Origin of the sequence: Xanthomonas codiaei (assembly GCF_002939785.1) — a bacterium.
Taxonomy (GTDB): domain Bacteria; phylum Pseudomonadota; class Gammaproteobacteria; order Xanthomonadales; family Xanthomonadaceae; genus Xanthomonas; species Xanthomonas codiaei.
Genome location: NZ_MDEC01000017.1, coordinates 77,102 through 101,496, shown reverse-complemented (window position 1 = coordinate 101,496; position 24,395 = coordinate 77,102). Strand labels below are relative to the sequence as shown.

The window sequence follows — 24,395 nt, the reverse complement described above, 5'->3', positions numbered from 1 at the left end:
CCGAACGTCAGCTGCATGGATGAATCCTCTACATGAGGCGGTAGTGTCGCGCATCTGTGGTGAGTTGATCAGACCTTTCCTAGGTGCAAGTGGGAGTAGCAGGTGAGATCTGGAACCGCCTTGGACCATAACTTCCAAGAACGCATCACCACGATTTCGGCACCCCGGGCCATGGCTTCCCTGACCAGTTCAATGCCGTACAACTGGGACGGAATAGAGGTGGTATGAGAACCAAACTTACGGGAATGGTATGGAAAAAATTGAAGGCAGGAGATGTTCTTTGCGACTGCATCGAAGCCAGCATCAGAGATCAAAGGCTTAGTGATGCGACGCCACCACAAGCTACCTGGCGTGTCGCAAACCGGTTGCAAGTGAAGAAAGGGATATGGTGCAAGCGAGTGCGCCAACGACAGTTCGCATTGGGTGGCAAAATCTGGGCGACTATGCATGGCCGCGTCAAGAGGATTCCAGCCAGGGTTGAGAGCAAGAAACACTACTGGAGCGTCTAAGCGACCAAAGTATGGCTCGGGAAACAGCGATAGATCATACCGCTTCTCCGGCACGGCTCGGCTGTTAAATTCCTCGACCAGCGGGCGGTCGTCAGGCAGGATGTAAGGCGCACTTTTTGGAAGAGCCAGCCATGGATTTCTCAACTGCGATTCTCCCGAAAACTAAATCTCTGAATTAATCCGGACTGTAGGACACGAAAGGTCAAATTTTAAGTAAGGAAAATTAGTCACGTCTACTTATTAATTGCACTTGACCCCGTTCTCCTGGCGCAGCAGCACACGCAAGCTCTATTCGGCGCTGCGCTTCGGCCGCGAGGCGCTGATCAGACGTTGGCCGATGGAACCTGTCTCACGCTGGCTAGAACGCTTGCGCATACTGCCCGACGCAGTGCGTGAGCAGATGACGCTGGTGCCGTAGGAACGTGGGGATACCTAAGATGCGGAAACCTTTTTCATTTTTCTAACTAGATTAACCTAACCAAAGTATCCAAGGCGATCCTACAATCAGTTATTCTATCGTTATCAACGCGCACCGTTCTTCCATGCAGATTGTGACTTCCACTTTGCAAAGATGAAACTGGAACTCCCTCATGAGCAGCAACGACACCAGCCGTATTGAAGTCACGAAGAAGTACTGAGTATTTTCCAACAAAATCAACTTCACTCACTGGCACTGCGACTCTAGATGTAAATCTACTTGGATTTACTAAGAACAGATCATACAGGGACTCAACACTTGCCTGAGAAAGTGCAGCGAAAGCTGCAGCAGCACCAAGATTCTGGGTGAGGCGATTTCCTATTACTAAATGTATCTTTGGAACTTGCACTTTGAAGACACTCGCGTTATGTGCAAATGTCCATGCACCATATATCGGATGCGGCGGGTTTTGGCCATACAGCAACGAATGCATGGCTCCAATAGCCGTCCGAGAAGAATCATCCGCATTTACTGGAAGCAAAAGCCTATCGACAGCACAGATCGCCAATTCTGTGTAACTAGAAAAGCTTGGATTTGTGTCTATGAATACGCTCCAGTCGCCAGGCATTTCTATTTTTAGCAGGTCGATGAAGCGCCGCATCACTTCATGGACCCATACCCATGGACGCACATTCGGCAAGACTTGCTGCGATGATGCCAGATTTGATATCCATGCAGCTATCAGCTCAAGATTTGGATCTCCACAAACCAAGAACAAATTTTCGGGAAGATTAGAATTAGTTTTCTTAACTTTACTTACGTAATCTAAAGGATTAGGTGACGGCGCTAGAGGCCCGCCACCAAGGGCCTTTGTTAGATATCCTACAATTGTAGGCGAGTCCGGACTTGTGCAAAGAGCATGAACTGCGGCTTCTCCTTTTAACCCTCCCCCCAAAAGCATCATGCTGGCATTTGCTTGCGGGCACATATCTATAACAAGAACATTTTTCTTTGGATTTAACTCGGCATATCTAGATGCCAAGTTGAACGTGATCGTACTTTTTCCCACGCCACCTTTATTATTCCAGATTACATATGACGTTGACACGAGGCATCCTTGTTAGTTCTATTAGTAGTAGATTTTAGGGGAGCGGAGGTCAAGCTGGATTCTCTATTCATTCCGCCCCTATTCCAGTTATTATTAAATAGGTTTTTGCATCACGCCTTCCCCGCGAAATGGAGGCTTGAATGATCTTTATCCCTCCCCTGCTTGTTTAAGTCGCTTCTCAAGCTTTTTCTTTATCGACTTTAGCACAGCGTTGTAGCGACTGGATAATCCTGCAATTTGCGAAGCCACCCGGATATCGCTGTCAACTATTTGTGACCTGAGGCTTGATGCCACGAGTTCCTTTTGCCAGGGGAAATCTGCCGGCAGATTGGCTGCCTCCTCTAAGAGGCCTTCTGCAATACAGGCTTCAGTATCTTGATCTTCAAACTTTGAAAACAATATGTCAGCCTTTTCATCCCATCTAATCAACCGATCATTCAAGGTGTCTATTGTTTCAATTGATTTTCGCCCCGTGGGCAACTTGGAGGCCTCGATATCTGCGGTGATTCCCTCCAATTCTACGAGAAGGGCTTGAACACGGCCAAATACACCTCTTCGCTTCTCCACGCGGAGACGGTCGCAATACGCCGTGCGCGTTCTGAAGATGACCTCAATGTTGGCGGATTGCGCTATCGCGACTGCATCATTCGCGATGTGAGTTACTCCCTCCTTGAAGGAAGGATAAGCACCGATGGCGCCGGCTATGACGGCGGCGGCCGAGCCAAATGCAATGACTCGAGTCTTCAAACTACCCTCTTCGAACTCAACAACGATGTCGACGTCGGTTCCGAATAAGAAGCTAGCTCGCTCTTTAAAGAAAGCAGTCAACTCGCTACGCAGTTGGTCAAGGCGCAACTTGTCATCGAATATCTCGATATCCAAGTGAGTATAGGCCTCTGCGAGAATTTCCTTTTTTATGTAATTCGCCATCCCATCCCCCAGTTAAACTTTGAAACTTATAAAAATTGGTAAATCCTACTGAGCTTTACTACTCACTGACTGAGATTGCTTACATGAAGACTAACGCCATAGGTAGCCACGCACGGAGCAAATTCGACTTGAGGGGAAACAGGTAAAACAGGTGGATGAAGACAATTAATCCCCCAATATCAATCCTCTTGATCAATAGCAGCTGTCCTTATACAAGGCGCCGTGGCCTGCGCTGTAGTGACCGCCGTGACTGGTGGTGTGGTGCGTGCCGGCGGCCCTGACGCGCGCTTGCGCTGTTGGGGTAAACAAACCGAATGCGGCCACAGTCAGTGCCACGATGCTCCATGCCTTGCTCAACATTGTTTCTTCCCCCTGAAGAAATGTGTGGCTTTGCGGCTGCGTTACATGCTGCGTGTTTTGATCCTCGCCGAGTTTTTGGGTTGCGTCAATGCGCTTGCGCGGCTGATCGCTGGCTTTATCGGGTTTGCCCTCATCCGCCCTTCGGGCACCTTCTCCCGCGTTCGGGAGAAGGGCTTGGTGTCTCGGGTTATTGGTTGTTTTCTGCGGTTGCCGGCTTGGCTGGGGTGGATAGAGCGAGATTATTGTTGAGGTCGGTAATCTCTGGGGTGTTGCTTTCGGTCACCACACGCAATTGCGCGGTTTTTTGATTTGCCGCGTTGGTTAGTGGCAGGCGTACCTGGGCGGTGATTGGCTGCAGATTGCGTGGTGCGGCAAGCGCCGGAAAGGCGGCCCGTGCCAACTCCTTGCCACGCGCATCCTCCAGCACCACAAACCCGGCCGGTGCGTCTGCATGGCCGAGGCTGTGCACGGTCACCTCGATAGCGGCTGCAGTCACGCGCACGTCGCCATGGCCGATGCCCAGGTCCGGGCGTAGTTCGACCGGGGTGGTGGCTGCGATGCGTTCGAGCTGCAGGACGGTGGTGCGGCCTGCGGGGAAGTCGATATCGATGGAAGCGCTTTTTTCGAAAGCGACCTCTTGTGTCTTGGCGTTGCTGTCGAGCTTGCCGTCATTGCCTTTGCTCACGCCTTGGGTGATGCGCCATTGGCCTGGGGCGACGTTCCAGCCGGTCATGCTGGCGCGCTGGTTTTTATTCGATGTGTTGTAGGCGATGACGGTGAAGCGGTCTTGCTGGGGTGCGGGGATGGCGATGGCGACCTGGGTGGCGGCCTCTGGGTCGGCGAAGCGCCAGCTCACGGTGTGGCCGGGGTAGGTCTGGTTGCGCTTGAGCGCCACGCCGCCCAGGCGTGCGCGTTGCAGGTTGACCGTGGGGGATTCCACGCGGTCGCTCCACCAGTGGCCTTCGGTGTTCATGTAGAAGTTCTGCAGTTTCTCTCTTGCCTCGCTGCGGTAAATGGCGGCGAGATACTCGAGATTGCCGGTCTGCTCCCAGGCAACAAAGTGCGGGAAGTCCGGGGCGCTGCCGTCGTCTTTATTTGCGGCATCGATGAGCTTGCCGCTCCAGTCGTTGCGCTTGCCCATGACGTCGAGGAAGTTCTCGTTGAGCAGCGATAAACCATTCGGGCCGCTGTTGGCGACGCGGTAGTCAATGGCTTTGAGATAACGCTGCTCGCCGGTGAAGCGGTAGGCGGCCCAGAAGGTGTGCAAGGTGTCGGCGCCGCCGCTGCCTTCGAACAGTTCGCCGCCGCGGGTTTTGCCGGTTTGCCAGTTGATCTCGTTGGGCAGCGCCCAGTTGCCCTTGGCGTTGGTGTAGGCGTGGGCGAGATAGCCATCCGCTAACCCGGTGACGATGCGGCGGCTGTTGGGGTCGGCGTTATAGCCGCCCAGCAGGATGGCCGGGTGCACGATGGGGAAGGAGTACGGTTTTTGCCATTGCCAGTTGGGCTCGCGGTAGACCTTGCGGCCGCCGAACCAGTTGCTGGCGAACAGCAGGTGGCCTTGCGGGTTGACCTGGATGACATTGTCGAAGGCTTTGACGGTTTCCATCAGGCGCTCGACGGTGCGCGGGTCGCCCCAGTTGAGGTACAGCAGGGCGCTGTTGAGGTTGATGCCCTCCTCATACGAATGCAGCTCGTCGGTTTCGATGGTGGACAGGCCGTTGGTGAACATGCCGTTGCGGTAGTTGGCATCGGACAGCGCCAGCATGGAGGCGTTGAGCATGTCCGGGTCCACGCCCATCAGCGCGACGCCGGGCCATTGCTGCACCAGGTCCGAATCATCCGAGATGCCGCCGCCGAAATCGCCATAGGCCACCTGGCGTTGCTCGATCCACCAGCGGATGTAGCGGCGGGTGGCGCTAAGGTCTTGCAGCTGCCAGAACGCCCAAGCGGGCACGCCCTTGGGCACGGTGGGCAGCTCGACAGGCAACGCGCCCTGGTTGGCGTAGCTGATGTCGTTCCAGTACTGGCGGCCGAGGGCGTTGTCCGGGTCCACGCGCAGCAGGTCGGTGATGTCGGCGTCCAGGCGCTTGTAGAGCAGCTGGCGCTTGGAGGTGGTGTGTTCTTCCACCAGAAAGCCCCAGTTGTCCTTGACCTGGTTGAAGCGGTCGGCCACGTGCTCTTTGACGGCCTCATTGCGCGGTTTGAACACCAGCTGCAATTGGGTGCCGTCGAGCGTATTGGCATCGAAGCCGGGCGCGGCGGCGGCGATGCTGAGCATCAGGCTTTCGTTGCTGAGGATTCTGTCGCGCAGGTCCAGCCACAGCGTGCGAGCCTGGCCGGGGACGACCGCGACCGAGACATCGATCATGTCGCGTGCGGGCCAGATGGGGTCCTTGATGCGGATGTTGAGCGGGATGCTGCCATTGTGGGTGGCCGGCAAGTTGAGCGCCGGCAGGGTGATGGCGATGCCGTCCAGGCCGTCGTGCATGTTCTCCCAACCGTACGACCAGCTGCGCATCAGCGCCTGGTCCGGCGGCGGGTCGCCCAGGCTGGACGGCACAAGGATGTGCACGATGGGGTGCTGCGCGCTTGCTGCGGCCTTGTCGCTGGGGCGCTTGCGCGCGGGCGCCTTGGTGGGCAGCGCGATCACGGTCTGGCGCTCGCCCGGCGGGTAGCGGCCGGCGATGACATCGCGCAGTGGGGCGAGGTTGTCGTAGTCCGGCTGGATGTCGCTGCGCACGGTGTAGCTGAGTTGCGCGCTGCCCTTGGGCACGGCGCCCGGCTGCACGTTGTAGGCCCAGATTTCCTGGATGGGGGTTTCCTGCGCGGTGTTGGCAAAGCGCAGTGTGCCGCCGCGGCGCTCGGGGAACTGATCCACGCTGCGTACCACGCCCTGGCTGCGGGCGAACAAGGGCTGCGGCTGCGCGTCGGATGTGGCGTACGTGGCCTGGCCATAGGCGGCGCCACGCAGCTCGATGCGGTTGACCGGCTCGTCCGGCAGGGTGAGGTCCAGCGCCTTGCCGCCTTCGACGTAGGTGTTCCAGTCCGGCAGCTGGAAGTAATCGTTCCGCCCCGGGAGGCGCGAGCGGTTGTAGACGCCGGGCCAGGTGGTTTCGGCGATGCCGTCGGTGGCCTTCCACATCCATTGCTTGAGGTCGCGCGCGTCGGTGAATTCCACCTTGCGGATGCGGGTGACCGGTGCGCTCAGCAGTGGCGGTGCGTGGCCGTTGTCCCAGCCGTAGCGGTGCAGGAAGGCGGCGTGTTGCGATGCAGATGTGGCCGGCTCGGCGGTGGCGGGCTCCTGCAGGCGTGCGAGCGCGGCGGCGCCGCTGGCGTCGAGCATGCGGTCGTAGATGCGGAGTTCGTCGAAGTCGCTGCCGCGCAGGAAGTTGTAGCGGCTCTGCACCTGGTGCGGCGACATCACGCGGCCGGCCAAGCCGAACTGGTCCAGCGCGGCATCGTAGTCGAGCGCGCCGCCATTGGCGCAGGGCGCACCGCAGTCCACGCGTGCGGCTTCTTTCCCATCGACATACAGGCGCACGCCACGGGTTTCGTCCCAGGCGAAGGCGATATGCGTCCAGTCGCTGGCAGTGGGGGGTTTATCCAGCTTGAAGGAGACGCGGGTGCGCGCGAGGTTGGCGTCGGTGACGAAGGCATCGAAGCCATGGCCGTTCCAGTCGATGCGCAGCCAGGCCATGTCCCAGCTGGTGTGGTCGGCGTAGCCGACGCGGAAGATCACGAAAGGCGCTTCGCCGACGGGATAGCGCGAACGCCAGAAGAAGCTGAGCGTGCCGCGCTGGGTGTAGAGGTTGCCGGGCGCATTCCACGACAGCACGCCGTCGTCGGCCCATTCGATGGCGTTGCCGCGTTTGCCGGTGGGCACCAGCGCGATCTTGTCGCGGAAGTTGGGCACGCCGTCGCCGCGGGCCACATCGGCCTCCAGGCTGCGATCGGCGGACACGCGGAACAGCAGTTCCGGTGCAGCCACGGACGCTGCACTTGCGGGCAACGCGATCAGACACACCACACCCATCAAAAGCTTCAGCACGCTTACCTCACTTCTTGAAAAACATCGCCGCGCGGGGGCGCCGCGCGGCGGATACCGAGAGCAGCCAACGGCGCATCGCGCGCAGTTGCCAGCTGGCGTGGACGGCGTATCCGCAACCGCAGTGTACGAGGGGTACATGCCGGTTTCGTGCACCGGCCACGCCAATCTGGCGGCTGCGCAGTCGTGTCAGCCGCCCTGACGGTTACAGCCCGTTGGCTGCCCTCCACTTGGGAATTTCGTCCTTCAGCAGCTTGTCCGGCCAGGTGCCGTGCCATGCATAGCCGACGCGGCGTTCGTTGGGCACCTGCATGTAGTCGGTCAAGGCCTTGCCCTCGCGGTTGGCATACAGCGGGCGTTGATTCTGCAGGTCGTAGAAGCGTGCCCACAAGGAGGCGCCCGGTTGCGCGACCAGGATCACGTCCTTGCCGGTTTCCTGCTTGGGGTCGTCGATCTTCTTGGTGGCCAGATCGCGCATGCGGTGGGTGTCGAACCAGACTGCGGCCGCCTGCACCGCGGTCTTGATCTTGGCCGAGGGGTTGGGCTGGCGCATCAGAAAGCGCACGATGCTGACCGATTCGCCCGAGGCCAGCGAGGCGAGCTCGTATGCGCGCGCCTTGGCTGGCTTGAGCGTGACCTCGTCGTATTGCGCGCCCCAGATGGTGAGGGTGCCGCCGATCTTGACCTGGGTGGCGAGCACGCATTCCAGGCCCTTGGCCACTGCCTGGGTGGACTTGGCACCGTGGCTGCCACGCAGCTGTGCGCCGGTGTCGCCCTTGCCCTCGCCGATGTCCTGCAGCAGGTTGAGCACGCGCACCATCGCGTCGTCGTTGTAGGTGATCTGGTGATGGTAGGACGACAGGTCCGGGTAGAACTGCGGCCAGCCGCCGTTGGCGTATTGCGCCTTGAGCAGATAATCCACGCCGCGACGGGCGGCGGCGATGTACTTGGCGTTCTTCTCGTTCTTGAAGGCGGTGGCCAGGTACGCGATTTCGTACGTGGTGGCCTTGTTGTCGATGGTGGCATCGTCCTTGCGGCCGGGTTGCTGCAGCTCGGCGATTTCGGCGGCGGTGAAGGTGCGGGTGTAATCGACGGCCACGCCCTTGTACTGCTTGGACCAGCCGCCGGAGGCGGTCTGCAACAGCAGCATGTTGTCGGCGATCTTGTCGGCCATGGCCGACAGCGGGGCCAGCAGTAGTGCGCCGCTGAGCGCTAATGTGGAGAACTTGATCATCAGAACGGCCTCCAGTTGCCAAGAATGGTGTTGCGGTCCAATGCGGCGGCCTGCGCGGCGGTGAGCTGGCGCGACCACTTCACGCGGCGCGAGGGGTTGGCGCCGTCGCCACTGCTCTGGTAATCGCTGTAGCGGGCGGTGGCCTCGTTGGCGGCATTGCCCCAGTTGTTCCAGCCTTCGGGCACGATGTGCTTGCCCAGCTGGCTGCCGATGAAGCTGACGCTGGCATAGGGGCGCCATGGGCGGCCCAGGAACACCCGAGACACGCCGCTGGCGGCGGTGACGCGCGCATTGCGGAACACGAAACCGCGCGCGGCTTCCTGTGGGGTGGAGGCGGCGGTGAGATAGCCATCGCCCAGCGAATGCAGCTGCACGTTCTCGAACAGTGCGGTGCCGGCGCCGAACACGAAGTCCACGGTGCCTTCGACATAGCAATCCAGGAAGTACGACAGCTTGGCGCCACGCAGGTACAGCGTGTCCTGGTAGCCCAGGAAGCGCACGTTGCGGAACGCGGCGCGGTCGCCATCCACACGCACCGCCACTGCCTGGCCCACAGGGCCGGCGTGGTTGCCCAGGCTGAGCTGTTCGGCGGTGAAGTCGTTGCCGGCGATGATGACGCTGGACGAGCCGGAGGTGCCGTATTCGGTGCCGGTGGCCGGGTTGATGCGCGAGGCGTAGTTGTCGTAGGTGATGACGGTCTGGGTGGCGCCGGCGCCGGTGAGCTTCAATGCGGGGGCATTGGCCGGCACCACGATCAATTCCTGATAGACGCCGGCACCGACCTTGATCTGCGCGCGCTTGCCGCCCTGTACCGCGGCGTCGATGGCGGCCTGCACGGTGCGGTAGCCGGCGTTGCCCTGCTTGGCCACGGTGTAGACCGGGTCGGCGGCGATAGCGATGCCACTGAGGGAGAGCCCCGCCGCCACGGCGGTGGCGGCGAGCGTACGTAATACCATCCTGCGATGCAGTTGCATGGGTTGCTCCTGTCAGAACTTGTAGCGCGCGCCGATGTAATACTGACGCCCGGTCACGGTGTACTTGTCGGGCAGTTCCAGCGTGGAATCGACGTAGCGGCGGTCGGGGGTGTCGAGCAGGTTGATGGCCTCGAAGGTCAGCGACAGGTGGTCGTTGAGCTTGTAGGACATGTTGAAATCGACGTTTTCAACACTGTATTTACCGGTGACATCGGCCGTAGCCAGGCGCCGACCATCCAGGTCGTAGACGTCTTCCTGGGCCAGGATGTTGTTGATGTAGCCGTCGCGATAGCTGGTGGACACGCGCGCACTGAAGCGGCCGTCGTCGTAATAGACGGTGGCGTTGTAGGACTGCGGCGAGAGATTGAGCAGGTCGCGTTCGGTGGTGGTGGTGGTGATGCTGGTATTGCTGTTGCCGGCGGTACTGAACAGGTAATCGATCTTGGAATCGACCTGGGTGTAGTTGAGCTGCACGCCGAAGTTGCGCCAGAAGCCGGGCAAGAAGTCGAAGGCCTGCTGGTAGGTCAGCTCGAAGCCCTTGAGCGGGCCGCCGGGGGTATTGAAGTAGCTCTGTACGTTGAAGATGGTGTCGGGCGTGAAACCTGCGGGCAGCAGGTCCAGCGAATAGCCCATCGCCTCCCAGGTGGTGAGCACGCGGGTGCGCTGTACGTAGCTGTCGATGTCCTTGTAGAACACCGCCGCCGACAGCAGCGAGCCTTCGCGGAAATACCATTCGGCGCTGAGGTCGTAGTTGGTGGAGCGGAACGGGTCGAGCTTGGGGTTGCCCAGGTTGATCGAGAAGAAGCGCCCATCGTCGAAGAACTGGGTGGGGCCGCCGCTGACGCTGGGCGACAGATACGCCAGCGTGGGCCGCGCCATGGTCTTGGCCGCACCGAAGCGCAACACCACCTCTTCGCCCACATCCCACGACAGATTCAACGAGGGCAGCACATCGCGGTAGTTGTGGTTGACCGTGGTGGGCACCAGCAGGCGCTCGCCGGGGTTGGCGGTGGCGCTGGCCACACCGAAGAACGATTGGCAGTTGGGCGAGATGGCGCCGGCGGCGGTGGCCGTGCATGGCGCATAGCCGCTGGCGGCGATCTGGGTCTGCACGTAGCGCACGCCCAGGTTGCCGCGCAGCGCGCGGCCCCACAGGTCGGTATTGAAATCCAGCTGCAGGTAGGTGCCCAGGCTCTTTTCGTTGACGGCGAAATTGTTGTTGGACGAGCCGAAGTGGCCGACATCGGCCAGGCGGTAATCGCCGCCGGGCACGCCGGTATCGCAGTTGCAATTGATGTTGAGCAGGTCGGCGACCTTCTGGAAATCCGGAATCACCCAGGTGGTGGGGAAGCTGCCGTTCAAGCTGCGGCCGAAGCCATCCAGGTTGGTGCTCAGGTCGCCCACGCCCACGCCGGCGGGCAGTGCCTGCGCCAGACGTCCGTAGGAGATGTTGCGCGACTCCGACGTGTCCATGTCGTAGTTCTTGTAGGCCAGCCCGGTGCGGAAGGTGAAGGTGGGGCTGATGTTGAATTCCAGATCCAGCTTGGCGGTGTCGAAGGTATTGCTCACCGATTGCGGATTGAGCCGCACTTCGCTGATGTTGGTGCCGCGTGCGGTGCCATTGCTGTTGACCGGTACCGCGCCATAGCCCAGCCACTGCCAGTTGTTGGTGCTGCCGGCATCGAACGGGAAGGTCATGCTGGGGTAGTCGCCACCACCGCGGCGGTCGAGCACGAAGCCGTCCAGGTTGGTGTTGTCGAAACTCACCATCGAAAACTCGGGGCGTTCGTAGTCCGAGGTCGAGTGGCCGACCAGGGCGTTGACGCGCACCTGGTCGTTGAAACGGTGCTGCAGGTCCAGGCTGAACTGCTTGAACTCGGTGGATTCTTCGATGTTGCTGGATTCGGTGCGGAAGTCGACGTTGTCGAACACGCCGTAGGTCAGGCGGTTCTGCTCGTCCACCTGGGCTTGCCGCACGGCGATCTGGGTCTTGCCGCCGAAGTTGGCGGTGCGGTGCAGATTGGCGCCGACCGAGTCTTCGCGCTGGTCCTTGTCCAGCTTGGAATACAGCAGGTCGAAATTCAGCAGGGTGTCGTCGCTGACCTTGAACTGCAACGCGCCGGTGACGCCCAGCCGCTCGATCTGGTGATCAGTGCGGATATAGCGCGGGTAGCGCGGAATCCACGCATTGGTGGCGGTCTCATAGGCCTGGATGTTCTCCGGCGTATTGGCCGGGCGCGCGATGCCGGTGCCGCAGGTGGTGGCGCTGATGCCGTAGCTGCCCCAGCCGTTGTTGCGGTCCTGGTTGGCCTGCGAACCGACCCCGGCGCGGGTTTCGTTGGACAGCGGGTTGCGCGGGGTCTGCGGGTTGTAGCCCACCGGCGAGCAGAAGCCGTAGGTGCCGTTGTTGGTGGCGGTGCTCTGGTTGGAATTGCGGTAGTTGCCGTGCTCCCAGCGCACCGGGTTGTAGCCTTCCTCGCGCAGATGGCGTTCGCTGTAGGACACCGACATCAGCGCGCCGAAGCGGCCATCGGCCCAGATGTTGCTGATCAGGCCGGAAACGCGCGGATCGTTTTCGCGCGAGAGATCGTTGTAGCCATACTGGGTGGAGGCGGCCGCCTCGAAGCCGTCGAAATCGAACGGGCGTGAGCCGCGCAGGTCCACCGTGGCGCCGAGCGAGCCTTCGTCGGTCTGCGCCGACTGGGTCTTGCTGATGGTGACGCGGCTGAACAGTTCCGAGGCGAAGGTGTTGAAGTCGAAACCGCGGCTGCGGTTGACGCCATCGCTGCCGCTGCCGGCGGTGGCCAGCGCTTCCAGCCCGTTGATGCGCACGCGGGTGAAGTCCGAGCCCAGGCCGCGCACGGAGATCTGCTTGCCCTCGCCGCCTTCGCGGTCGATCGAGACGCCGGCGATGCGCTGCATCGATTCGGCCAGGTTCAGGTCGGGAAACTTGCCGATGTCTTCGGCATGGATGGCATCGACCTGTTCGACGCTGTAGCGCTTGGTGTCCAGCGATTGCTGCAGGCTCTCGCGATAGGTGGCCTTGACCTGCACGCGGTCCAGATCCACCGCATCGGTGGCGGGTGTGGCCGGGGCGGTCTGCGCCGCGGCGCTGGCCGCATGCAGTGCCAGGACGATGGCCACCGACAGACGCGCGGCGGGCAGGCGAGCGGCCGCCAGTGCGGCAGAACGACACGAACGGACTTGCATGATGCGGCTCTCTCCATGGCACAGCTGCAAAGACGCTTGCGGCCTCCCACGGGCCACGGGCGTGAACTCGTTACATCGCCGGCCACCGCGCGGCGCGCCGTTCTGTGGCGCGATGCGGTGCTGCGGCGTGGATCACGCCCACCGCGTTGCATGCGCGCACGGAACTGCGGCGCAGGCGGCAATGCGATCAGGCGTTCAAATGGGGCCCGCTGCGCCTGTGCGCAGCGGGCGGGCAATACTCAGAACTTGTAGCGCAGGCCCAGCAGGTACTGGCGGCCGGTTTCGGCGTATTGCAGCGGCAACTGGCCGGTGCGCGGCGAGGACACCCACTCGTCCTGGGCTTCGTTGGTGAGGTTGATGCCTTCCAGGCTCAGCTCCAGCTGCTTGCTGATCTTGTAGCGCAGCGAGGCGTCGATCATGGTGGTGCCAGTCATGCCGTGCACGCCATCCAGATTGAATCCCTGCTCCTGGCCCGGGGCTGCGGTGAGATAGTCATCGCGGTTGGTCGCCGACACGCGGCCTGCGAAGGACTCGCCTTCGTAGAACAGCGTGGCATTCCACGACGAGCGCGACAGCCCGAGCAGATCATTCTTCATCACCGGCGCGCCGTTACTACCCAGGTACTGGATCTGCGAATCGACCCAGGTGTAGTTGAGCTGCACGCCCAGGTTGGCCCACTTGCCCGGCAGGAAGGTAAAAGGCTGCACGTAATTGGCTTCGACGCCCTTCAACTCGCCTCCCGGGGTGTTGAGCGGAATGCTGAAAGTGAAGTCGTCATTGACACTGGCACCGGTGCCGGCCAGCAGCTCGGCAGGTAGGCCGCTGGTGGAATACGGACGCACCTCTCGTGCCGTCTGGACGAAGCCTTCGATATCCTTGTAGAACAGGCCGACACCGAGCATGGCGCCTTCGTTGAAGTACCACTCCAGGCCGAGGTCCACATTGGTGGCCTCGATCGGGTCCAGGTCCGGATTACCGCCCGCCACGGTGCGTGCGCCGCCAGCCACGGCCACGGTGACGCCCGGGGTCAGGCTGCCCAGGCCGGGGCGGCTCATGACCTTGGCCGCTCCCAGACGCAGCAGCAGGTCCGGGGATAGCTCGGCGACCAGGTTGAACGATGGAAGCGTGTTGTTGTACTTGCGGCTGACGGTCACCTGGGTTGGTACGCCGTTGATGACAGGAGATCCACTGGATTCCTGCTCGGTACGGACATAGCGAACGCCGAAGTTGCCTGACAGGGGGATGGAGCCCAGGTCGGTAGAAAACTCGCCCATCAACCACACGCCGCGATCTTTTTCTTCGACGCTACGCGTGTTGTTGACACGCGGAGCCACGGCAAACGTACCGCTGTTGCTATAGATGCCGAAAAGATCCGCCACCGCGTCCAAGTTCGGGACGACCCATGCGCCAGGGCTGCCGTTGATACCTTTCAAACCAGCCTGTTCGGTCAATCCCACTGGCACGATGCGTGTGCCGTTAGCGAAGGAAGGCACCGCCACTTCACTTGCACGGCGCAGTTCCACCGTGTCGAAGGTGTAATCCTTGGCTAGCGCGCCGCCCTTGAGGCGGAAGCCGGGGCTGATGTTCCAGTTGAAGTCAATCTGCGCCGTATCAAAGTCGTTGTCCACCGTCTGCGGACGCAGACGGATTTCCGCCAGCTCCCAACCGGCGGGATTGGTCGGATCGATGCCGTAGTTCAGCACCGGCGCGCGGCTATTGCCGCGGTAGTCGTAGCTGTACCCGTCGACGTCGTACTTGTCCATGATGATGGTGGTCTGGATCGGATTCTCATGTGCCGAGCGCGAGGTACCGACCCGGGCATTGACGCTGAAGGCATCGTTGAAGCGATGCTCCACGTCGAAGCTGATCTGCTTGAACTCGGTATTCCACTCGTCGTGGCGGTTCTCCGAGCGGATATCGACATTGTCGAACTCGCCGTAGACAAGCGCGTCGTTGCGGATCTCACCGTTGCGCACGATGGTCGTGGGCTTGCCGTCGCGATCAGGACGACGTGGGATGCTGCTGTCGCGACCGCGGCTGAAGGAGATCGCTTCGATGTAGTGCTCGTCGCGCTTGGCATCGATCTTGGAGTACAGCATGTCCAGCGACACCGTCGTGCGATCGGATGGCTTCCACTGCAAGGAACCAGTGAGGCCCAAGCGCTCTTGCTTGTGTTCCAGCTGGATATAGCGCGGGAATCGCGGGTGATACACGTCAGCCGAACGCGCGGCGGCAAACGGCGAAGTCGCACTGAAACCACCGTTGCTCGGGCCATTTGCCCAACGACCGGTGTTGGAACCCTCTTCAAGCACTTCTCGCTCGGTGTATGCCGCCGAGAAAAGCGCGCCGAACGTGTTATCGGCCCATGTATTGGAAATCAGTGCAGCGATACGCGGATTGGCTTTTTCGGCCATGGCGTTGTAACCGGCCTGGCCATTCGCGGCGAAGGTGAAGCCCTCGTAGTCAAACGGACGCGCGGTGCGCAGGTCGACGGTGGCGCCCAGCGAGCCTTCTTCCACGTCGGCCGAGGCGGTCTTGCGTGCGATCAGCTGCGAGAACAGGTCCGAGGCGAATACGTTGAAGTCGAAGCCACGGCCGCGGTTGGTGCCGCCGCTCTGGTCGCCGGCGCCCACGGTGGTGAGCGCTTCCATGCCGTTGATGCGCACACGGGTGAACTCCGGACCCAGACCACGCACCGTGATGGCGCGGCCTTCGCCCGCGTCGCGGGTGATCACCACGCCGGGGATGCGCTGCAGCGACTCGGCCAGGTTGAGGTCGGGGAACTTGCCGATGTCCTCGGCGACGATGGCATCGACCACGCCGGCTTCGCCGCGCTTGATGTCCAGGGCCTTCTCAACGCTGGCGCGGTAGCCGGTGACCGTGACGGTATCCAGGTCCACAGCGGGCTCGGCAGCCGATGGGGCGGCATCTTGCGCGCCAACCTGGCCGCTCAGCGCCAGGCCGATCGACAATGCCAGCAAGGTAACCGGTGTCTTCCGGTTGGTGGTCCGAAATTGCATGTCCTCCCCTCCCAAGGGTCCATGAACAACATAAATGTCTGGTTGTGAGCGGCAATGACACCGCTGGTCAAAACGACGTTACCAGCTGAATCGTCGTTCAACATCTTGCAGCGCAGCAGAAATGCGTCCCGATTTCGCCTAAATGGGGCGCAGGCCGTCACCTCGTGTCGCATGCTGGGTCTGTCCGACCGTCTCCAGGCAGGGCTAGAATGACACCGATGGTCATCTTAACGCGCTGCGGTTCCCCCACCCCGTGACGCACCACACAGCCGAGGTACTGCCGCATGAGTCGAGCCCGCATCCTGTGTTTTGGTGAGTTGTTGTTGCGCCTGGGGGCGCCTGGGCACGAGTTGCTGCTGCAGCAGCCGCGACTGGACGTGCACTGCGGGGGCGCCGAAGCCAACGTCGGCGTTTCGCTGGCGCACTTTGGCCATGACGTGGCCATGGTGAGCACGGTGGCCGACAACCCGCTGGGTGCGGCGGTGCTGGGCGAACTGCGCCGGCACGATGTCGACACCCGCCACGTACGGCGGGTGGAGGGCCGGATGGGTCTGTACTTCCTGACCACCGGCGCGATCCACCGCCCAAGCGAAGTGGTCTACGACCGCGCCGACTCGGCCTTTGCGCTGGCGCCTGCCGATGCCTACGACTGGCCGGCCCTGCTAGAGGGCGTGCAGTGGCTGCACTTGTCCGGGGTGAGCCCGGCGCTGGGCGCCGACGTTGCGCAGGCCACGCTGGCGGCAGCGCGCGCCGCGCGTGCGGCCGGGGTCAAGGTCTCCTTCGACGGCAATTACCGGCCCAAGCTGTGGCAGCGCTGGCAGGGCGATGCGCGCGGCATCCTGCACCAGCTGTTTGACTGCGCGGATGTGGTGTTTGCCGACTACCGCGACATCGGCGTGGTGCTGGGTGGGCAGTTTCCGCAGGGCACGCTGGAAGCGCGGGTGGAAGCGGCCGCGCAGCAGGCGTTTGCCGCCTTCCCGCAGCTGCAGTTGATGGCGTGCACCCAGCGTGTGGCGCACAACGTGGACCACCACAGCCTGGGTGCGATGCTGGTGCCGCGCGAAGGCGCGCTGGCGCATGTGCCCAGCGAAGAACTCACCCCGATCATCGACCGCATCGGCGGCGGCGACGCGTTTGCCGCCGGCGTGCTGCACGGCCTGATCGAGGGCTGGCCGCTGCAGGACACGGCGCGCTTCGGCCTGGCTGCCGGCTGTTTGAAGCATTCGATTCCCGGCGATTTCAATCCGCTGTCGGTGGCCGAGGTGCAGGCCTGCGTGGGGGATGCGCGGTTTGATGTGCGGCGTTAAATAAATTTCGCGAACCGATTCGAAAGTGCGTGTTATCGAACTTTCCAAGTGCTCGACACCGATAAATTCTGAAAGATTGCGCTGTCGTAGCCGTAACGACCTACACCGCAATGACAATGGGGTCTGCAACGCTTACCTTTCAAGTGATTACCGTCATGAAAACTCCAGACTGCTCATCGTCCACCCCGCAATACGTGGACACATCCTCGCCTTCAAACGAAGAGCGTGCGCACAGTCATCATGAGGTCACTTTATCCCAACCAGTGCGGCCGCAAGGAACGGATGCGCTGTCTAGGCTCATGGAGATGAGACGACAGCGTCGCAAGACACAAGACGCGACACCAGCGAAGCCCACCATGGCTGGGCCGGCTGATATGCGCTTGCACTCCGCAGTCGCCACTGCAGACATTGCTTCCGTCAACGAGCTTGTCAGTTTGGGCCTGAGGCCAGTGCATCTGGATAACAACCGTCGAACACCGCTCGATATCCTCGACTCGATGACTCTCGATGTGAGTTCGAGTCAAGTCATCCGTAATGCACTGTTGCGCTCCCAGAATTTGTCGGCTCCGCCTGGCTATGCCAAGCCGGAAGCATTTCATGGAAGTGCATGGGGTTTAGAGATTCTTGTATCTGGTGAGCTGATGGCTGGGGTCAATGATGCGAAAGGAGGAACGCAATCCCTCGAAGGCAAGGTATTTTTTTCAGATAGGACGCCAGCTTCACCCAGCGAAGTGACCACACGCACTGACTTACGCAGAAACGCTCGTTCCTACTCGAACGGCCATGGGTGGAAGTCATCCACTGCAGGCAGCCGTGGATTTCAGTATCGGATGACGCAAGCCATGCTGGACGGGCTGGCGAAAAAAATGCCTCTGGATATGCAAGGTACCCCCGAAAAGATCGAGGTCGCCAGTGCTCACCATCTCTTGCAAAAAGTTGTGGATCATCTAGGAGAAGTACTGCACAAGACCGGGTCGTTCGAAAATCCCCGCTTCGATCAGGCTTCCCTGCATGAAATGTTTGAGGCCATAAAACTCCCGTCATCGTTAACGATTGAAATCGGGCAGGCGACCACCAAAGTAATCCGAGGACGAGAACTGGTGGAGCTCTACCAGCAGGCAGCCATGGAGTTGAAGAAAAAACTCGAAAACGGCAAAACACCGTTCCTTGCGATGATCAACGAAGGGCGTGTCGTGCCGGTGGTCTTTGGCTTTGAAAAAATTTTCGAGTTGCAATCTCACAGAATTGAGTACAAGCCTCCCAAGGGTTCCAAGAGCTATTCGTATCAGGACGGAAATCATCCTTTGAGCGGTTCTCCTAAGGGTGGCAAACTCAAAGAGGTCGAAGTGCGTGACTTGCGGGATCTTTCGACACTTAGCCTCGGCTGTATAGCACGCGGTGTAATCATCTCCGAGGACGTCACGATTCGACTGAAGCAACGGGCAGCTCAATCGCCGCCTGCTCACTATCTGACATCAGGTCAACGCGCGCAGTTCGAAGCCGCGCTCGTTGACGCGCTGGCTCTCAAGACCGGAAACGCTCCCTGTGAAATGCGTTCAGCCATCGAAAATGCCTCGATTGAGCAATTGCAGGAGTTCAATTCATATCTGAGAAGCCTGCCATTAACCAGGAGTTCGGCTGTTTGACGAAAGGCTACTAACAAAACGACTGCGTAGCCGCCAAGCGGGCGCGGCCGGCGGTCGAAATCGCCATGCACTAACGTACACGGCAGTTTCTGCGCTCGCTCCCCGCCCTCCTGGCGACTGCTCGCTAGGTTTTTAATAACCGCTTTAAAGTCCTCACGTTTGCGTCGCAACCTCGATGCAATCGAACTTCACGTCTGGATCCACATCGGCGTCGTAGTCCACGTCGCTGCGTTCGAAGCCGAACAGCTTGAGGAACTCGTGCTTGTAGCCGGCGTAGTCGGTGAGCTGGAACAGGTTCTCGGTGGTGACCTGCGGCCATAGCGCCTTGCAGGCGTCCTGCACGTCGTCGCGCAGCTCCCAGTCGTCCAGGCGCAGGCGGTTTTCGTCATCCACTTCGGCCGGCTGGCCGTCTTCGCGGTACAGGCGCTCGCGGAACAGGCGGTCCAGCTGCTCGATGGTGCCTTCGTGCAGGCCTTTTTCCTTCATGATCTTGTAGACCATGGAGATGTACAGCGGCATCACCGGGATTGCGGCGCTGGCCTGGGTGACCACCGACTTGAGCACCGCGACATTGGCGCCACCGCCACGGCTGGCCAGGCGCGCGTTCAAGCGCTGCGCGGTGCGGTCCAGGTCCACCTTGGCCTTGCCGAGCGCGCCGTGCCAGTAGATCGGCCAGGTGATCTCGGTGCCGATGTAGCTGAAGGCCACGCTGCGCGCGCCGTCGGCGAGCACGCCGGCGCCGTCCAGCGCATCGATCCACAGTTCCCAGTCCTGCCCGCCCATCACGGTGACGGTGTCTTCGATCTCCTGCTCGGTCGCCGGCTCGATCGAGGCCTGGATGATGGTGTCCTTGTTGGTGTCGATGGCGGTGGCGGTATAGGTGCTGCCGATCGGCTTGAGCGCCGAGCGCTTCACTTCGCCGCTGCTGGGCAGCTTGCGCACCGGCGAGGCCAGCGAATACACCACCAGGTCCACCTGGCCGCCCATCTCGGTCTTGATCAGCTCGATCACCTTCGCGCGCGCCGCATCGGAGAACGCATCGCCATTGATCGACCTGCTGTACAGACCCGCGGCCTTGGCGTGTTTGTCGAAGGCGGCCGAGTTGTACCAGCCGGCGGTGCCCGCCTTGGTGGGGCTGCCGGGTTTTTCGAAGAACACGCCCAGCGTGTCGGCGCCGAAGCCGAACGCGGCCGTGATGCGCGAGGCCAGGCCGTAGCCGCTGGATGCGCCGATCACCAGCACCTTCTTCGGGCCGTCGGTGCGCACGCCGCGCGCGCGGGTGGCGGCGATCTGTTCGAGCACATTGCGCTCGCAACCGATCGGATGCGTGGTGGTGCAGATGAAGCCGCGCACTTTGGGATGGATGATCAACGTGGACTCCTGGTCAGCAAGATGCTGGCGGCATCTTAGAGCGTGTGGCGCATGCGAAACAGCCTGATGCGCAACACACGCTGCTGTATGGATGCGCGTGGTGGCCGCCGGCCACGCACCGTTGGCCGCACCATCGCCGGCCCACGCCGCCGCGAACAGCGACCGCAATCGAAGTCCACCGGCGCCGGCTATGCTACGTTTCCGTCCCTGCCGTGCTGCGCCTGGCCGCGCCTGGTGGCGATCGTCAAGGCCCCTTCCAGCTGTGCGACCGGTGTCCGAGTGCATGTCCCTTCGTAGCGAGCGCGTCACGCAACTTGGCTCGGTGCCGCGCTTCCGCCTGGGCGCGTTGCTGGTGGAACCGGAACGGTTGCTGGTGATCGACGACTGCCAGACCATCGCGCTGGAACCGCGCATGATGGAAGTGCTGATCGCGCTGGCCGAACGCGCCGGCGAGGTGGTCAGTGCCGAGCAGTTGCTGATCGAGGTGTGGCACGGCAGCTTCTATGGCGACAACCCGGTGCACAAGACCATCGCCCAGTTGCGCCGCAAGCTCGGCGACGACAGCCGCCAGCCGCGCTTCATCGAAACCATCCGCAAGCGCGGGTACCGGCTGCTGCCGAAGGTGGTGTTTCCCGAGGATTACCGCGGCGCGGTGCTGGGTACTCAGACCTGGAGCCACGGCAGCCCGTATGTGGGCCTGCAGGCGTTCGACCCGGCGCATGCGCAGGTGTTTTTCGGCCGCAGCCATGCCATTGCGCAGGTGGCGGCGGCGCTGCGTGCGCAGTTGCACAGCCAGCGCGGCCTGGTGCTGATCAGTGGCGCCAGCGGCTGCGGCAAGACCTCGTTGCTGCGTGCCGGCGTGGTGCCGCTGCTGACCCAGCCGGGCGGGCTGGACGGGCTGGAAGCGCTGGCGGTGGCGTATTGCAACCTGGCCCAGTGCCGCGGCGGCGATGTGCTGGACACCCTGGCGCGCGCACTTGCCGGATGGGAGCCGGGCCAGCGCGCGGTGTTCTCGCCGGCGCAGATGGCGCTGCTGCCGGACTGGCTGCAGCGCCCTGCACCGCTGCATGCGGCCATTGCCGAAGCGATGCGTCACGCTGCACCGCCACGCGAAGGCGCAGCGGCGCAACGGCATCTGCTGCTGGTGATCGACCATGCCGAGGCGATGGTGGCCACACCCGGCATCACCGATGCCGACCGCGCCGCACTGGCGGCGGCATTGCAGGCCTTGTGCGGCGGCACGCAGGTGGCGGTGCTGATGCTGACGCGCAGCGACTTCTACCCGCGCCTGATCGATGCGGTGCCGGAGATCGTGGAACGCAAGCGCGGCGACGGGCATGTGGACCTGTTGCCGCCGCGCGATGGCGAGATCGGCCAGATCATCCGCGTGCCCGCCGCCATGGCGGGGCTGCGCTTCGAGCAGGACCGCGACAGCGCCAGCCATCTGGACGATGTGCTGCGCGATGCCACCGCGCGCCAGCCCGATGCCTTGCCGTTGCTGCAACACCTGCTGCATGCGCTGCATGCGCAACGCAGCGACGACGGCCTGCTGACCTTCGCGGCCTACCGCGCCCTGGGCGGGCTGGAGGGTGCACTCGCGCATCACGCCGAACGCACCTTCGGCGCATTGCCGGCCACTGCGCAGGCCGCCTTGGGCCAGGTACTGACACTGCTGAGCGTGATCCACCCCGACAGCGACGCGGTGACCGCGCGGCGTGCGCTGTGGTCGGCGCTGCCCGATGCCAGCGCGGTGCGCACGCTGGTGGATGCCTTCGTGCAGGCGCGCCTGTTCGTCAGCGAGCTGGTGGCCGGCGAACCGGGCTTCGCGGTGGCGCACGAAGCGCTGCTGCGGCAGTGGCCGCGCGCGGCCGAGTGGATCCACGAAAACCGTCGCCTGCTGCAGGCGCGCAAGCGGCTGCAACTGGCCGCACAGCGCTGGGCCGCCGAAGGCCGGCGCAGCGATCACCTGCTCAACAGCGGGCGCCCGCTGAGCGAAGCGCGCGAAGCGGCGCGGCGCATGCCGCAGGATCTGGACGCAGCGGAGCTGGCCTTTCTGCGTGCCTGCGAGCGCTCCCAGCAGCGCCGTCGCGGCCTGTATGGCGCCGCCGCCGGCTTGCTGGTGCTGCTGGCCAGCGCATCGCTGCTGCTGGGTTGGCAGGCGCGCCAGGCGCAGCAGGCGGCAGAAGAACGCCGCGACCAGGCGCAGCAACTGGTGAGCTACATGCTGGGCGACCTGGCCGAGCAGTTGCGCACGGTGGGCAACCTCAAGTTGCTCGACAGCGTGGGCAGCCGCGCGCTGCGCTATCTGGAAAACCTGCCGAGTATCGGCATGCAGCCGACCGAGCTGGTCAACCACGCCCGTGCCCTGCGCACCACCGGCGAGGTATTGATGAACCAGGGCAAGCTGGATCAGGCGCAGGCGGCGTTCCTGCGTGCCTCGCGCATCGCCGAGCAGGCAGTGCAGCATGCTCCGAACCTGCTGGAAGCGCGCGCAGAGACAGGGCAGGCCGCCTATTGGCGCGGGTATCTTGCGTACCAACGCAAGCAACCGGCAGTGGCGCGCGAGCACTGGTCGCGCTACCTGGCCATTGCCGAGGCCCTGCAGCGCACCGCCCCGCACGACCCGCGCTGGCAGCTGGAGCTGTCCTACGCGCTCACCAATCTCGGTTCGCTGGCGCAGAACCAGGGCGCTGCGGCCAGCGCCATTCCCCTGTTCACCCGCTCGATCGCGCTCAAGCAGCAGGTGCTGGCCGCCGCGCCGGGCAACACCAGCGTGCGCTATGAGTTGATCAATGGCCTGTCGTGGCGCAGCTCCGCACAGGAAACCCAAGGCCTGTTGGCCGATGCCGAAGCCGGGTACCGCGAACAGATCGCAATGCTGCGCACGCTGGTGGCGGCCACGCCGGATGCCGACACATGGCGGCGGCGGTTGGCCACCTCGTTGCTGCTGGCATCCAACCTGGCGCTGGCGCGCGGTCAGACCGCACAGGCCCAGGCCGATGCGCAGGCCACCGTGGCGATCCTGCAACCGTTGGTCGCCCTGCAACCGGACAACCTGCAATGGCAGCGCGACCTGTCCCATGCCTACGCGCAGATCGGCTGGGCGACGGCACTGGATGGACGCCCTGCACAGGGCCAAACTGCGTTGCAGCAGGCCCGGCAACGCCTGGCACCGTTGCTGCAGCAAGGCCAGGCGCTACCGGAATGGCAATGGCTGGATGCGGTGATCGGCTTGCGCCTGGCGTATCTGCAGCCGGCCGCATCGCCCGCGCGCGCGGCAGCCCTGCAGGCCAGCGTCGCCCGGCTGGAGGCGCTGCATCGCGCGCGGCCGCAGGATCCGCTGGGGCCGACCACCCTGGCGCACGCACTGGTGTGGCAAGGAGAGCAACACGCCGCAACCGGCCAGGCCGGTCCAGCGCGCCAATGCTGGGAACGCGCGGTGGCGGTGCTGGGCCAGGACGCCGGCGCCAGCCACAACAAGGCCTTGCTCGATCCCTGGATCCGCGCGCAGATCCATCTGGGTCGGCAGGCGATAGTCATGCACCAACTCGGGTGGCTGTATCAGGCGGGCTACCGTCATCCGGGGTTCGTTTCCTTCTATGCCCCGCTCCCCAAGGAACAGACCTCGTCATGACGGAACAGGAAACCAAGTGCCACCCCGAGACGCACATTCATTGCGACATGTCGGTGGCGTATGTGGAAATCGGCGGCAATACCGGCCACGGGAAGTACCAGTACCACTTCAAGCCAGGGCTGATGCTGGTGCCCGGCGACCAGCGCAATGTCACCATGTGCTACCGGTTCGACGACGCGGTGGGCTTCAACTTCAAGATCCGCAACCTGATCAGTTCCGATTCGCAGAACCAGATCAGCAACATCAAGTACGACCGCGACGGCCGCTGGGTCTCGTTCCGCAATGCCAACGATCGCTCCACGCTGATCTTCTTCATGGTGGTCGTCGAAGACCTTCAACGCCACGAAACCTTCAGCTGCGACCCCGAGGTGGGCAACGATCCGCAGATCACCCCGTGAACCTGCCCTCGCCGGGACGGGGATGTGCATCCCCCACCGGCATCGGTCCACGCAGCACCGCGAGGGCCGCCGACGGCGGTCCTCGCCCAGCCACTCCCTCTGCCCATGGACCACTGGTCCGGCACGCCAGCGTCGTACCGGCGACGGCGTGCAGCAGCCTCAACCCGGCGTCTGAGCCAGCAGGGCGGCCTGGACCCACGGACCGGGCAATTCGGCCTGGGTCGGGAACGA

At 62.4% G+C, this 24,395-nt stretch carries 13 protein-coding genes, 1 other RNA gene and 1 pseudogene; 5 read left to right on the top strand and 10 right to left on the bottom strand.

Annotated features, from left to right (window positions below; all coding sequences use genetic code 11):
• Positions 1-68: 68 nt before the first annotated feature.
• Entirely contained in the window at positions 69-653 is a 585-nt protein-coding gene (locus XcodCFBP4690_RS22750; protein WP_167394614.1) for a hypothetical protein, read from the bottom strand.
• A 124-nt stretch (positions 654-777) separates the two neighbouring features.
• On the opposite strand from XcodCFBP4690_RS22750, the pseudogene XcodCFBP4690_RS22745 reads away from it, so the two are divergent.
• Positions 778-927: pseudogene (locus tag XcodCFBP4690_RS22745) on the top strand (IS4 family transposase); the annotation flags it as partial.
• Between the two features lie 46 nt (positions 928-973).
• On the opposite strand, the gene XcodCFBP4690_RS13340 reads toward XcodCFBP4690_RS22745, so the two are convergent.
• The 8 genes from XcodCFBP4690_RS13340 to XcodCFBP4690_RS13305 form a co-directional block, all read right to left on the bottom strand.
• A complete protein-coding gene (locus XcodCFBP4690_RS13340; RefSeq protein WP_104541435.1) occupies positions 974-2,035 on the bottom strand; it encodes a ParA family protein in 1,062 nt (353 codons plus the stop codon).
• Positions 2,036-2,182: 147 nt separating this feature from the next.
• Positions 2,183-2,965 (bottom strand): hypothetical protein, encoded by a 783-nt coding sequence (locus tag XcodCFBP4690_RS13335; protein WP_104541433.1) that lies wholly within the window; start codon positions 2,963-2,965, stop codon positions 2,183-2,185.
• A 547-nt stretch (positions 2,966-3,512) separates the two neighbouring features.
• Positions 3,513-7,358: a LamG-like jellyroll fold domain-containing protein gene (locus XcodCFBP4690_RS13330; RefSeq protein ID WP_104541431.1), complete on the bottom strand. Its 3,846-nt coding sequence runs from the start codon at positions 7,356-7,358 to the stop codon at positions 3,513-3,515.
• A 77-nt stretch (positions 7,359-7,435) separates the two neighbouring features.
• Positions 7,436-7,511: non-coding RNA, sX9 sRNA (locus XcodCFBP4690_RS13325), on the bottom strand.
• Positions 7,512-7,575: 64 nt separating this feature from the next.
• Positions 7,576-8,604: a pectate lyase gene (pelA, locus tag XcodCFBP4690_RS13320; RefSeq protein WP_104541429.1), complete on the bottom strand. Its 1,029-nt coding sequence runs from the start codon at positions 8,602-8,604 to the stop codon at positions 7,576-7,578.
• Entirely contained in the window at positions 8,604-9,578 is a 975-nt protein-coding gene (locus XcodCFBP4690_RS13315; RefSeq protein ID WP_104541427.1) for a pectinesterase family protein, read from the bottom strand. Before XcodCFBP4690_RS13315 ends, pelA begins: the two co-directional genes overlap by 1 nt.
• A gap of 12 nt (positions 9,579-9,590) precedes the next feature.
• Positions 9,591-12,788, bottom strand: coding sequence for a TonB-dependent receptor (locus XcodCFBP4690_RS13310; RefSeq protein WP_104541425.1), 3,198 nt, complete (start codon positions 12,786-12,788; stop codon positions 9,591-9,593).
• A 239-nt stretch (positions 12,789-13,027) separates the two neighbouring features.
• Positions 13,028-15,808: a TonB-dependent receptor gene (locus XcodCFBP4690_RS13305; protein WP_104541423.1), complete on the bottom strand. Its 2,781-nt coding sequence runs from the start codon at positions 15,806-15,808 to the stop codon at positions 13,028-13,030.
• 284 nt (positions 15,809-16,092) lie between these two features.
• On the opposite strand from XcodCFBP4690_RS13305, the gene XcodCFBP4690_RS13300 reads away from it, so the two are divergent.
• Together XcodCFBP4690_RS13300 and XcodCFBP4690_RS22455 are read left to right on the top strand one after the other, a co-directional pair.
• Positions 16,093-17,115 (top strand): sugar kinase, encoded by a 1,023-nt coding sequence (locus tag XcodCFBP4690_RS13300; protein ID WP_104541421.1) that lies wholly within the window; start codon positions 16,093-16,095, stop codon positions 17,113-17,115.
• Between the two features lie 155 nt (positions 17,116-17,270).
• A complete protein-coding gene (locus XcodCFBP4690_RS22455; RefSeq protein ID WP_146091901.1) occupies positions 17,271-18,761 on the top strand; it encodes an ankyrin repeat domain-containing protein in 1,491 nt (496 codons plus the stop codon).
• Between the two features lie 153 nt (positions 18,762-18,914).
• Here XcodCFBP4690_RS22455 and fabV read toward each other — a convergent pair whose 3' ends face one another.
• Positions 18,915-20,132: an enoyl-ACP reductase FabV gene (gene fabV, locus XcodCFBP4690_RS13290; RefSeq protein ID WP_104541417.1), complete on the bottom strand. Its 1,218-nt coding sequence runs from the start codon at positions 20,130-20,132 to the stop codon at positions 18,915-18,917.
• A 283-nt stretch (positions 20,133-20,415) separates the two neighbouring features.
• Between fabV and XcodCFBP4690_RS13285 the strand changes: the two genes are divergently transcribed.
• Complete coding sequence (locus XcodCFBP4690_RS13285; protein ID WP_104541415.1) at positions 20,416-23,766, top strand: nSTAND1 domain-containing NTPase; 3,351 nt, start codon at positions 20,416-20,418, stop codon at positions 23,764-23,766.
• Positions 23,763-24,164: a hypothetical protein gene (locus XcodCFBP4690_RS13280; protein WP_104541413.1), complete on the top strand. Its 402-nt coding sequence runs from the start codon at positions 23,763-23,765 to the stop codon at positions 24,162-24,164. Before XcodCFBP4690_RS13285 ends, XcodCFBP4690_RS13280 begins: the two co-directional genes overlap by 4 nt.
• Positions 24,165-24,395 lie beyond the last annotated feature (231 nt).